The sequence below is a fragment of the Chryseobacterium contaminans genome, from assembly GCF_001684955.1.
Taxonomy (GTDB): Bacteria; Bacteroidota; Bacteroidia; order Flavobacteriales; family Weeksellaceae; genus Chryseobacterium; species Chryseobacterium contaminans.
Window position 1 is genome coordinate 1 of record NZ_MAYF01000018.1, and the last position, 12,527, is coordinate 12,527.

Annotated in this window: 14 protein-coding genes and 1 other RNA gene; 2 read left to right on the plus strand and 13 right to left on the minus strand. The window is 36.8% G+C overall.

Annotation, left to right across the window (positions count from 1 at the left end):
- The 4 genes from BBH99_RS22960 to BBH99_RS02195 all read right to left on the minus strand — a co-directional run.
- On the minus strand, positions 1-788 hold a 788-nt coding region (locus BBH99_RS22960; RefSeq protein ID WP_066691351.1), incomplete at its 3' end, for a DUF4280 domain-containing protein.
- A 271-nt stretch (positions 789-1,059) separates the two neighbouring features.
- A complete protein-coding gene (locus BBH99_RS02185) occupies positions 1,060-2,028 on the minus strand; it encodes a hypothetical protein (RefSeq protein WP_066691352.1) in 969 nt (322 codons plus the stop codon).
- Positions 2,029-2,162: 134 nt separating this feature from the next.
- Positions 2,163-3,113, minus strand: a complete 951-nt coding sequence (locus BBH99_RS02190) for a glycosyltransferase family 2 protein (protein WP_066691358.1) — start codon at positions 3,111-3,113, stop codon at positions 2,163-2,165.
- Positions 3,114-3,129: 16 nt separating this feature from the next.
- Positions 3,130-3,732 (minus strand): DUF4199 domain-containing protein, encoded by a 603-nt coding sequence (locus BBH99_RS02195; protein WP_066691360.1) that lies wholly within the window; start codon positions 3,730-3,732, stop codon positions 3,130-3,132.
- A gap of 131 nt (positions 3,733-3,863) precedes the next feature.
- On the opposite strand from BBH99_RS02195, the gene ffs reads away from it, so the two are divergent.
- An RNA gene (gene ffs / locus BBH99_RS02200) (signal recognition particle sRNA small type) lies at positions 3,864-3,961 on the plus strand.
- A gap of 116 nt (positions 3,962-4,077) precedes the next feature.
- Here the strand turns inward: ffs and BBH99_RS02205 are convergent.
- The 6 genes from BBH99_RS02205 to gyrA all read right to left on the minus strand — a co-directional run bounded on the left by BBH99_RS02205 (position 4,078) and on the right by gyrA (position 11,041).
- Positions 4,078-4,764 carry a metal-dependent hydrolase gene (locus tag BBH99_RS02205; protein WP_066691362.1) on the minus strand — a complete coding sequence of 229 codons (687 nt, stop codon included), beginning with the start codon at positions 4,762-4,764 and terminating at the stop codon, positions 4,078-4,080.
- A gap of 141 nt (positions 4,765-4,905) precedes the next feature.
- On the minus strand, positions 4,906-5,352 hold the full coding sequence (locus BBH99_RS02210; RefSeq protein WP_066691365.1) for an SRPBCC family protein: 447 nt from the start codon (positions 5,350-5,352) through the stop codon (positions 4,906-4,908).
- Positions 5,353-5,369: 17 nt separating this feature from the next.
- Complete coding sequence (gene menA / locus BBH99_RS02215; RefSeq protein ID WP_066691367.1) at positions 5,370-6,299, minus strand: 1,4-dihydroxy-2-naphthoate octaprenyltransferase; 930 nt, start codon at positions 6,297-6,299, stop codon at positions 5,370-5,372.
- Between the two features lie 72 nt (positions 6,300-6,371).
- Entirely contained in the window at positions 6,372-7,208 is an 837-nt protein-coding gene (locus BBH99_RS02220) for a 1,4-dihydroxy-2-naphthoyl-CoA synthase (protein WP_066691369.1), read from the minus strand.
- A gap of 173 nt (positions 7,209-7,381) precedes the next feature.
- Positions 7,382-8,413 carry a tetratricopeptide repeat protein gene (locus BBH99_RS02225; protein WP_066691371.1) on the minus strand — a complete coding sequence of 344 codons (1,032 nt, stop codon included), beginning with the start codon at positions 8,411-8,413 and terminating at the stop codon, positions 7,382-7,384.
- A gap of 27 nt (positions 8,414-8,440) precedes the next feature.
- Positions 8,441-11,041 carry a DNA gyrase subunit A gene (gene gyrA / locus BBH99_RS02230; protein ID WP_066691373.1) on the minus strand — a complete coding sequence of 867 codons (2,601 nt, stop codon included), beginning with the start codon at positions 11,039-11,041 and terminating at the stop codon, positions 8,441-8,443.
- Positions 11,042-11,188: 147 nt separating this feature from the next.
- Between gyrA and BBH99_RS02235 the strand changes: the two genes are divergently transcribed.
- Complete coding sequence (locus BBH99_RS02235; RefSeq protein WP_066691375.1) at positions 11,189-11,503, plus strand: DUF4286 family protein; 315 nt, start codon at positions 11,189-11,191, stop codon at positions 11,501-11,503.
- Here the strand turns inward: BBH99_RS02235 and BBH99_RS02240 are convergent.
- The 3 genes from BBH99_RS02240 to BBH99_RS02250 form a co-directional block, all read right to left on the minus strand.
- Positions 11,498-11,704 carry a hypothetical protein gene (locus tag BBH99_RS02240; protein ID WP_066691379.1) on the minus strand — a complete coding sequence of 69 codons (207 nt, stop codon included), beginning with the start codon at positions 11,702-11,704 and terminating at the stop codon, positions 11,498-11,500. The genes BBH99_RS02235 and BBH99_RS02240 overlap by 6 nt on opposite strands.
- 150 nt (positions 11,705-11,854) lie before the next feature.
- A complete protein-coding gene (locus tag BBH99_RS02245) occupies positions 11,855-12,040 on the minus strand; it encodes a quinol oxidase subunit 4 (RefSeq protein WP_066691385.1) in 186 nt (61 codons plus the stop codon).
- Between the two features lie 125 nt (positions 12,041-12,165).
- Positions 12,166-12,527: GNAT family N-acetyltransferase (locus BBH99_RS02250; RefSeq protein WP_131799188.1), on the minus strand; the 362-nt coding region annotated here is incomplete at its 5' end.

Here is a 12,527-nt window from a genome sequence, read left to right on the forward strand (position 1 = left end):
GCTATCGAGAATACCATTGCTTCATTTTTATTCCTGTCTGAATCAGATAATTTTCTGAATTTCTTAGCAAAATCTGAATTTACACCATATGCAATTTTATTCCTTTTATGTACACTAGCAATTGCGAAAAATTCATATTTATCAATAACATTATAAGCTGCTGAACTTTCCCCATAAATTGTAGATGAATCACTAATAAACTTATCGTGAGTTGAGGAAAGTTTTTTTAGATTTATAAAGGTGTTCTCTTCACTTCCTTTCCCCTCACAAGCATAAACATCATTTTCATTACCTTTTTTCTGTCCCTTGACCTTTCCTTCATACATTCCATTATAGTTGTAATAATAACCATTTAACTTTTCATCCAGAACAGGTACCAGTTGCGCCAGCACCTCAGGTCTTGCATTATTTACATTTTGCTGAGTAGGCTCGGCAGTTTGCCCGTGAAATGTAATTTTTATACTGGGAGCATTGCTTACTGCACAGGTGGCTTTTGAATCTTCAAGAAGCGCTTTTCCATTATTATCCTCTACAATAATCTGATCGTAGAACCCTTCCCATTTTGTTACAACAGGAGCGCAGGGACCATTGTTCATTTTTTTACAGCTTCCGAAAGAATTATTTTCGAAGGTAGCGCCAACGTCAACATGGGTAGCCATTAGCTTTTCCTTACCGTCTTTATCGTTGATGTATCTTTTACTTTGGGTTTTCACCATAAGCTTATCCGTAGTTGTTCCGAAATCGCAACGGCAGACAGCTCCCTGGCATACCAGATGTTTTTCGCTCATTGTATTATTGTGTTTTTTAGTGTATATAATCAATTTACCCTTGAATATATTTATTCATCAAGGTATTACAGATCATTATTATTCAATGTAAAAGATTGGAATCATCCTGGAATCATGCATCAGAAAGGTAAGCAGACTTTGTAACTGAATTTTTCCATCCGAAAGAATTGTAATTCTAAACCACAGAAAATAACAACAAGGCTCAGGTATGTTTTTCTTTTTTGAGAAGATAAAATGTTTTCATGATAATGATTTTTAATGATTTGGTAAATCAAATATAGGATTTCTGATGATAAATTTCAATATAAATTCTGATTTCTTCATTCTGATAAAAAGTTGACAATGCTCCTTCTACAGAAGAAATATATTTTGTATCCTTGTCCAGCCTGTATTCCAGATTCAGGGATCCTTGTTTCCTTCCTACTTCACCTTCATTTTTTTCTTCACCTTGTATACGAATTACAATTTTATCATCTTCTGTAAAGGTGTCCTGCAATGAAAATTGTGCATCATAAGAAACAGATTCGTCAATTGATGAAAAATAAAAGTTTAAGGGCTCTCTTTTCTGATAATCAGGATAAAAAGTATATAATGGTAAAAAGAAAACAGGATAAAAAATATTGGCATAAAGTTCAGCAGGATCATCGTCAATGATTTCATAAAAACGGTCCAGTTTTCCTATAAATTCATCTGCTACAGTTCCAACATAGTATTGTTTTATCTTAGGAAGGCATTCTTCCTTCCAGCGCTTCTGTATATCTCTTGCATTTAAAATTGTATCTGGGCTTCCGTTTTTTTTCAACGAAAAGTCTAATGGATAAAGCGCTTCCGATGCAGTTTCTGCCAATTTTTCCATCATCTGGTCCAGCTCCTGATCATTTACATACATTTTTCTTTTTGTAATGGAGACTCTGTTTCCATTTCCTTTTTGAATATCAATGAGATAATGAATCTGGATTTCTGATGATGAATCTCTTATCAATACCCCATAGGTAAGATCGGCAGGAGTATTCGGAAGATCAACTCTGGAATGAAGCAGACTGCTGTTTTTCCACAAAATTTTCTTATCTGCAGGAATATATAGGTATTTTATATATTTTGGAAGCTGATCCGGAAGTGTTTCATGCAGGGAGCAGTGCTGGTTATGAAAAGCGATCAGCTCTTTCTTTGGAATATCAAATTCCTGCGATAGAGTTTCCAGGTCTACCAGATTCTCAATTTCAATTCTAATACTTTCCATTTATGTTTTTTCATCTTATACTAATATCGGAAAATAAATTGATGAATCAAAAAAAATCCCTTAAAAAGCCTATCACTTTTTAAGGGATTATGTTATTTAAATTTTAAATTGATAAAATAAAGCAATATTAATTACTATATCACTTCATCAATATTATAATTCTTATGTTCACGATTTGTCCTGATAATCATCTCGCCAAGGAATCCTGCTACAAACAGCAATGTTCCCATAATCATCATGGTTAAGGCAATATAAAACCAAGGATTATTGGTGATTAAATGACCATAGATTCCCTTCGCTACATCAATCAGTTTGGATACTCCCAGCCAAAGTGCTGAAAGGAAACCGAAGATAAACATTAAGGTTCCTACCGCTCCGAAGAAATGCATAGGCCTTCCTCCAAAACGACTTACAAACCAAAGGGTTACCAGATCCAAAAATCCTCTTACAAATCTTTCTGTTCCGAATTTTGAAGTTCCGTAAGGTCTTGCCTGGTGCTGTACTTCTTTCTCTGTAATTCTTCTGAATCCCGCATTGGCAGCCAATACCGGAATGTAACGGTGCATATCTCCATATACATCTACAGATTTTACCACCTGTTTTTTGTAAGCCTTCAAACCACAGTTGAAGTCATGAAGATAAACTCCGGAAACTTTTCTAGCGGCTGCATTGAATAGTTTTGACGGGATATTTTTAGTCATTACATTGTCAAAACGCTTCTTTTTCCAACCGGAAACAATATCGTAATTGTCCTGGATCACCATATTGTACAGCTCCGGGATTTCTTCCGGAAAATCCTGTAAATCGGCATCCATGGTAATTACTACATCACCGTTTGTTCTTGCAAAGGCCGCATGAAGGGCCTGAGATTTCCCATAATTTCGGGAAAATTTAATCGCGTGGATCTGAGGATGCTGTACTTTTAAGTTCTCAATTATACTCCACGATAAATCCGTACTTCCATCATCTACAAACCAGATTTCATAAGATAAATTACTGGTTTGGCAGACTTTATCAATTCTTGAAAAAAGCTCTTCCAGAGAGTCTTCTTCGTTCAGTAACGGAATAACTATAGATAAGTTCATTTAATTTTAATAAAAATTAGTCTTGATTTGCTTCTTCGGGCTGGTAGATACTTCTTGTTCTGAAAAATGCTCCGAAAAACACCGACAAAACTACGTAAAATATAAGAATTGCTGCAAAATATCCTGAAAAATGACTTGCGGTAAGCATATCTTTTCCTTTTACAGCCTCCGGAGCAAAGCTCTGAAGCCTCTCTTTATACTTCTGATCAAGCTCGTCAATATCTTTCTGATGCTTTAAAATTTTTCTCGCTGAAGTATATTCTGTGTCCAATTCCGATTTCTGTCTTTGAACATATTGATAGTTCAGAAGTTTTTTGGCATCTGTATCTACAAAGTTTAAAAAAGCATAAATACTGAAAATTGAAAGAATTCCTCCGATGAACATTGGAACGAATGCTCTTTTGAACGCTTCTTTAAAAGTAACCACTCTATGATTGTTCCAATAGGTTTTTACAGACCAGAATGCGGCTCCGGCATAAAGAACAGGTAAAACGAAAGCATTGGCTTTCAAAGAGATATCGAAATAATTAATTCCGGAGAAAAAAGTATATACTACAAAGAAAACGATCATTGTAGCAATAAAAAGTATAATTCCTAGTGTTGATGGACTTTTCGTCATGTTAAATTTTTTAGAAAAAAGTTGAAAAATTATTCCCCTAGATGTCAGCTATTTAGCTCTACGACTGCATTTTTTCAACAAATTTTCTTTAATAAAGTTTTGAAGTTTACAAATATTTCCTACCTTTGCAACGGCAAGTCCTAAACAACCAGCTCCTGAGAATCCTCCAGGGTGGGAACGCAGCAAAGGTAATCGGTCGTAGCGGTGTGATTTAGGTAGCTTGCCATTTTTTTTTGGTTTAAAGTGAAGAGAGAGGTAATTTGATAATTATCTTTTTTTGTTTTTAATACCTTACGCATCATTTCTATTTTCTAATTTTTCAAATTACTTCTTTCCCGTTATTGATTAAAATTCGAACGTCTCTCCTAATTTTGGTAAAACAAGTTCTACATTTTTATCAGCAAAATGCTTAAGTGCACTTTCGTGGTTGATTTCAATGGCAGGGAATGTATCAAAGTGACATCCGATTACTTTTGGAGTTTTTAATAATTCAGCTGCGGCAAAAGATGCTTTTCTTGGGCACATTGTGTAGTGGCTCCCAATAGGAAGGATAGAAAGGTCAATATTCCCGTATAATCTTGGAAACAGCTCCATATCTGCCATTACTCCTGTATCTCCAGCCAAATAGATGTTCTTACCTTCAGGAAGCCTGAAAATATACCCTACCGGAACGCCTCCGTAGCTGCCATCCGGGAAAGAGCTTGTATGATGAGCCGGAACCATGGAAATTTTAAGATCATCGATTTTTGCCGATCCTCCTAAGTTCACATCGTCTTTATTTTTAGCCTGTGTAAAGTATCCGCATACTTCCGGTACTCCAATTACGGTTGCTTCCGGATAATGCTGCAATACTTCCGTTACATCGGCAATATGATCTCCATGAGCATGGGTCAGCAGGATGTAGTCGATTTTCTGAGCGGCAATATCAAAACCTGATTCCGCTTTTTTGTAGTTGTAAAAAGGATCACTTAAAATTGTCTTGTCCTTGTATGTAAACAGGAAACAATTTTGTCCTAAGAATTGTATTTTCATTTTAAATTTAATTTCAATTGTTATTAAACACAAATGACTCAAACAATTTCACAAATAACACAATGGGGTTAGTGACATTCGTGAAAGCATTTGTGCCATCTGTGTTTTTTTAAAACGCAAAGCGCTGTTGATTTACTTTAACTATTTCGATGGGAATTTATCTTCAATCAATCTCAGATTGATCCCATGTTCCAGATAGGCTTTACAACCATCTAAAACTGTCGTAAAACCGCCTGTATTGTCATTAACTTCTCTAAGTAAGTCTTCACCCGTTTGAGCGAATCCATAGCTCTTAATAACAACAAGAGTTCCGTTTTCCATAGTTTTAAACTCATAGTCTACATTTGCTGAAGGCTCTCCCCACTGTGTTTTAATCAGCTGGTTAGGAATAATCTGATGAACGTTGACTACGTTTTTCACGCCATACATTTCCCATTCCCAGGTTACTGTTTTCCCTTCTTCTAATTTTCCGGTAGATTTTGTAAACCAGAAATTAGTGGTTACTTCAGGATTGATAAATGCTTCAAAAACATCTTCAACCGGTTTTCTGATAAGCATTTGCGCTTCAACATAGACATTGGAACTCATGATATACTATTTTAGATTTAGTTAAATAAATTAAGTCCGGCTGCCGTAAGAATCGCCATTACAAACGTCATGATTCCTACCTGCTTTAAATACTGGTCTAATTCTTTCGGCTCTTTTACCGACATGATACTTCTTCTCAGTTTTGTCAAAGGAAACATTAAGATCATCACAATAAAAGCATAATAGTTTTGTTGCTCAAAGAATCCATTAATCCCCAGAAAAGCCAGGATCAATATCAATGGAAGATTTAACAGGATCATTTCATAGATCATGGCATTTTTGAATCCGATTCTTAATGCAAAACTGTTTTTTCCTGATAGTTTATCACTTTCGATATCTCTCATATTGTTCAGGTTCAAAACAGCCATACTCATCATTCCTACTGCAGTTCCCGGCAGCAGCATATCCCAGCTGAATGTTTTTGTAAACAGGAAATAACTTCCGCATACGGAAACCAATCCGAAGAAGATAAACACAAAAATATCTCCTAATCCCATATACCCGTAAGGCTTCTTCCCTACTGTATATCCTATTGCAGCTAAAATACTTGCTACTCCCAATCCGATGAAAATGTAAAATTCATTTATATAGTCCGGAATGAAAGCAACATACAACAATGCAACCGTAGCAATGAAAGATAAGGCTGAGAAAAGAATAACAGCATTTTTCATTTGCTTGGCTGTAATTTTCCCTGAGGCTACTGCTCTTGTTTCGGCTTCATTGATTCTCTTTGCATCGGTTCCTTTTACTCCATCACCATAATCATTGGCATAGTTTGATAAGATCTGATACAATAGCGTTACTAAAAGGGCCAGTGCAAAAATCTTCCAATCCCAAATTCCGCCTTCTCTGTACAACCTCCATTTTGCGATGAAGGCCCCCATAATAATTCCGCTTAATGAAAGCGGTAAAGTTCTGAGCCTTGCGGCTTTTATCCAATCCGTCATAAATTTATAAGTAATGAGCAATGGGTAATAAGTAATGAAGATTTGTGCATTATTTATTACTCATTACTGATGTTATGATATCCACTTATCGTCTCCGAAGTTCGGTTTTCTTTTTTCAAGGAATGCGTTTCTTCCTTCTTTAGCTTCGTCGGTCATATACGCTAAACGGGTTGCTTCTCCTGCAAATACCTGCTGCCCCACCATTCCGTCGTCTGTAAGGTTCATAGCGAACTTCAGCATTCTGATAGACATTGGAGATTTTCCTAAAATTTCCTGAGCCCACTCGTATGCTGTGTCTTCTAGTTCTGCATGTGGAACCACTTTGTTTACCATTCCCATTTCAAAAGCTTCCTGAGCGGAATAATTTCTTCCTAAAAAGAAGATTTCACGGGCTTTTTTCTGGCCTACCATTTTAGCAAGGTAAGCAGATCCGTACCCGCCATCAAAACTTGTTACATCGGCATCGGTTTGTTTGAAGATTGCATGTTCTTCACTTGCTAAAGTTAGGTCACAAACCACATGAAGTGAGTGTCCGCCACCTACAGCCCATCCCGGAACGACTGCGATTACTACTTTCGGCATGAAACGGATCAGACGCTGAACTTCAAGGATATTTAAACGATGTCTTCCATCTTCTCCAACATATCCCTGTTCTCCTCTTGCTTTTTGGTCTCCGCCACTGCAGAAAGCCCAACCTCCGTCTTTAGGACTTGGTCCTTCTCCTGAAAGTAGAACAACGCCTATTGAAGGGTCTTCTGAGGCATCATAAAAAGCATCATATAATTCTGAGGTAGTCTTTGGTCTGAAAGCATTACGCACTTCCGGTCTGTTGAAAGCGATTCTTGCTACTCCATTGCATTTTTTATAGGTAATATCATCGTATTCCTTAACGGTTTTCCACTCGATCATTTTGTTAAAATTTTTCTCAAAGATACGGAATTACAGAGAAATTCCGGGGATGAAATTTAGACAGTAAATGATAAATAATGAGCAATGAATAATAAGTAATTCATGATATTTTTACTACAAACAAAAGCCGAAACATTTCTGTTCCGGCTTTTTATCATTGAGTTCTGAAATGATTATTTTGCTGGTGCAGCTGCGCTTAGCTCAGCTTCTTTAGCTTTCATTTCTTTCACTTTATCTACATTTTTAGTTACTACGTAAATCTCTTTCAATGTGCTTACTGCATCAATATTCTTAGGATCTACTTTGTACCAGCTTTCCGCAAATGGTAAAGCTTTTGCAAATCTTTCTCTTCTTGCATCAATTAATTTAGAAGCTTCATCCGGCTTATCTTTTCTCATTGCATTGATATCAGCTACAATTTTAGAGTCATCTCCAATGGTAGTGTATACAAGATTTTGATAAGCATTAGCGAAATCTGGCTTAAGTTCAATTGCTTTTTTGAATGATTCTAAAGCGTCATTCACTGTAGCTGGTGTTTTTGCCTGCATTACCCCAAGATTGTACCAGTTGGTTGCATCATTAGGATTTTTTGCTAACTGCTCTTTTAAGTTGGTAACAAATTTATCCATATTTCCAGACTGAAGATAAGCGGTAGTCTGGTTTTCCTTCAACTTAGCATTGTTTGGGAATTTAGCCAATCCTTTCTCAATGATTACAAGAGCTTCGTTTGGCTTTTTGGCATTAAGAAGCAATAAGGATAAAGTTTCATATAGATCTACTTCTACTCCTGCAGACTGTTCTGTTTTGAAATCTGAATAATCAGAATTCTTTTTCATAAGTTCCCAGGTAGCCTTATCTAAGTTTACAACCTGTCCGCTCTTTTTTTCTTTAGCAGTATAAGTAGTTTCCACTCCTGTAAATCCGGAATTTACAAGGTCTGTATATATTTTGATAGCCGGATCACTATTGTTGGCTAATGCATGGCTAAGCCCTGCATAATACATATATATCTTGTTATCCTGGCCATTTGCTTTCAATAAGTCGTAAATTTCTACAAACTTAGGTGCTGCAGCTGCATAATTTTTTGCGTTATATGCATCCATCGCTTCTTTGTTGGTAGCCTGAAGCTTAGCATTTACATCTCCCTTCTGCCCAAAAGCAAAAGCAGATGCCACGATAGCCATACCTAAAATTAGTTTCTTCATAATAACTATTTTATATTAATTGTACATTTATTCTTCAGAATCAGAATTCTCATTTCCTTCTGTCTGAGCGGTTTCATTATCATCTTCAAGGTTATCAAATAAAGATCCCACTCCTTCCTGAGTTTCTCCTTCAGTTCCTTCTGCATCTTCAATCTCTTCAGAATCTTCTTCTACATCTTTATCCATTTCTACTTTTGCAATAGCAGCAATTTCGTCGTTCTTCTTAAGATTGATCAGCTTCACCCCTTGTGTATTTCTACCCATTACTCTCATTTCGTCCATTCCCATTCTGATGGCAACACCGGATTTATTGATAATCATCAATCCATCTTCGTCTGTTACGTTTTGAATAGCAATCAGATTTCCTGTTTTTTCGGTAATGTTTAGAGTGATAACTCCTTTTCCTCCTCTGTTTGTAATTCTGTAATCTTCTACTGCAGTTCTCTTACCATATCCTTTTTCGGATACTACAAGAACTGTTTCGTTTTCTACATCATTCACAACAATCATACCAATAGCTTCATCATCGTCCTCCATAGCAATACCACGAACCCCGATAGAACCTCTACCTACTTCTCTTACTTTTTCTTCAGGGAAACGGATACACTTACCATTTTTAGTAGCAATCATGATCTGAGAAGTACCATTGGTAAGGTAAGCTCCTAATAATTGGTCATTATCTCTGATCTCAATAGCATTTACCCCATTTACTCTTGGTCTTGAATACGCTTCCAATGATGTTTTCTTAATAGTACCGTTTTTAGTGACCATTACAACGCTCATTTGGTTTACATATTCAGAGTCTTTAAGGTTGTTCGTTCTGATATATGCTTTAATCTTATCGTCCGGTTCAATGTTGATAAGGTTCTGTACTGCTCTTCCCTTTGCTGTTTTTGAACCTTCAGGAATTTCAAATACTCTTAACCAGTAACATCTTCCTTTTTCTGTAAAGAACAACATATATTGGTGGTTGGTTGCCGACACAATATATTCAAGGAAGTCGGAATCCCTTGTTGTAGCTGCTTTGTTTCCTACACCACCTCTACTTTGAATTTTATATTCTGAAAGTGAAGTTCTCTTAATATATCCTGCGTGAGAAATCGTAAGAACCACAGATTCGTTCGGGATGATATCTTCAATAGACATTTCACCTCCTGAGTAATCAATTTCAGTTCTTCTTTCGTCTCCGTATTTTTCTTTGATTTCTATCAATTCGTCTTTGATAATCTGGAATCTTCTTGGCTCATTGGCTAAGATATCTTCCAAATTAGCAATCTCTTTCATAATAGCATCGTACTCATCACGGATCTTATCAAGCTCCATTCCTGTAAGACGAGCTAATCTAAGATCAAGAATTGCCTGAGCCTGGATGTCTGAAAGTTCAAATGCTTCAATTAAGCCTTCTTTTGCTGCCTGAGGGTTAGCACTGTGACGGATGATTGAGATCGCCTTATCTAAGGCATCCTGAGTTCCAATCACTTTCATGAAACCTTCCAGGATATGTGCTCTTTCTTTTGCTTTTTTAAGCTCGAACTGAGTTCTTCTTATGATTACCTCATGTCTGTGCTCTACAAAGTGATGGATGATATCCTTTAGATTCAGCTGCTCTGGTCTTCCGTGTACCAACGCAATATTATTTACGCTGAAAGAGGTCTGAAGTGCTGTATATTTATATAATAGATTCAGAACAACATTCGGGATCGCATCATTTTTCAATTCATAAACAACACGAAGTCCTTTTCTGTCTGATTCGTCTCTGATCTCGTGGATACCAGGAATTTTCTCATCTTTAATCAGTTCCGCAGTTCTGGCGATCATTTCAGCCTTATTAACCTGATAAGGAACTTCTGTTACGATAATAGCATTTCTGTTTCCGATTTCCTCGAAATTCACTTTCGCTCTCAGAACTACTCTACCTCTACCTGTGTGGAATGCATCTCTTACTCCGTCGTATCCATAAATGATACCTCCTGTAGGGAAATCCGGAGCAATGATGTGCTGCATCAGCTCATCAATGGTAATTTCTTTGTTATCAATATAAGCGCAGATTGCATCTACAGATTCAGAAAGGTTGTGTGGCGCCATATTGGTTGCCATCCCTACTGCAATACCTGAAGCTCCGTTAACCAAAAGGTTAGGAATCTTGGTTGGCATTACGGTTGGCTCCTGCAAACTGTCGTCGAAGTTATTCTGGAAGTCAACAGTTTCTTTGTCAAGGTCAGAAAGAACCTCATCAGAGATTTTTTTCAGTCTTGCTTCGGTGTAACGCATTGCTGCCGGGGGGTCACCATCCATAGAACCGAAGTTACCCTGCCCATCTACCTGAGGATAGCGCAAACTCCATTCCTGAGCCATTCTCACCATCGCATCATATACAGAGGAGTCTCCGTGCGGGTGGTATTTACCCAAAACATCCCCAACAATTCTCGCAGATTTTAAATATTTTCTATTCGAAAAAACCCCTAGTCCATACATACCATACAGTACTCTTCTATGAACGGGTTTCAAGCCATCTCTTACATCCGGTAGCGCTCTTGAAACGATAACGGACATCGAATAATCGATATAAGACGACTTCATTTCATCAACAATGTTGATAGGAATCAGTCTTTCTCCTTCTTTTTGCATAAACAAATTTATTATAATGATAGTCAGACCCTTAGCTGGAAGTCTGAAAATTATTTATTTCCAATTTTTATTAACGGGCTAATTTACGAAAAAAATGCCGATTTTTGCGCTAGAATTTATCCACAAAATCTTAAAAATTCTTAAAATATGAGCGTATTAAGTATAACTTTCCACTGCACGAAAAATAATCTGGAAGAATGGGAAAATTATATTGATGAAACCCTGATTTTAATGACTGAAAATCTGATGGATGTCAACAAGTATATTCTATCTGAAGTTCACAGCGATTATATTGATGAAGGAAAAAATTACAATCTTCTTCTGATCTTTGATAATGATGAGCTGAGAAATGATTTTCTTGAAAGTGAATTAAAAAATATAGCAGAACGAATTGAAACTCAATTCGGGCAGGAAGTACTGATCTTTGATACTCTTCTGAATCCGAAAAAATCGAAGCTATAATGATACAAAGCAAAAAGCACTGAAAATTTCAGTGCTTTTTTTATTTTTACCTGTGATGCCCATGACCATGACCACGACCTCTGTGGTGGTGACCACGTTCTTCATAGATATATACTCTTTTAGTGTGTCCTGGCGCATAATATCTTGCGCTTCCACCATATACTCTTTTTGCATGACCAGGCGGCATTCCCCTTCTTTCATGAACGACACAGGATGATAGCAGTATCACGACTATCCCTGCCGATACAATTTTCAACATACTTTTCATTATTTCACTTTTCAAACTTAGTAGCGAAATATATCAAGGTTAATGCCAAAAATTATTATTTAATTTCTATTTCAACCCCTTTTTTAGTACCCTCTTCTCTTTTTTACCTGTCCAGGAGCATAATCTTTTGCACTTCCGCCATATATTTTTTTAGCCTGGCCCGGTGGAATTTTCTTTGTCTGATAATATCCGCCGTTATCATAGGCCACACAGGAGGTCAACATAACCATCACAATTAAGGCCCCTGTAATTTTAACTATATTTTTCATTATTTCTACTTTTTCTAACTTAATGAACACTTATAACAAGGTTCAGGCCAAAGCGTTTAAAGTTTGAGATTTGAGGTTTGAGGTTAATTGTTTACGGTGGACTACTTTTGCAACCTCATTACTCATCAAACAAGTTCACTTCTCTTTTCCATCAGGACGAGATCTTTCCATACTCCGTTGAGCTTTCCTAATTTTTTACGAACCCCTACCACTCTGAAACCGTTTTTCTGATGTGATTTGATGGCCATTTCATTTTCGGAAAAGAGATTGGTCTGCAATGTCCAGAATCCGTGATCCTCACTATCCAAAATGATCTTTTTAAGCAATACTGAACCCAATCCCCTTCCCTGGTATTCATTATCAAAATAAATGCTTACTTCTGCAACTCCTTTAAAGGCCTCCCTTTTGCTTACAGGTTTTAAGGCACACCATCCTACTACTTCATTATTTTCATTTTCCAATACCCAACGGCAGTCATTGAAATATT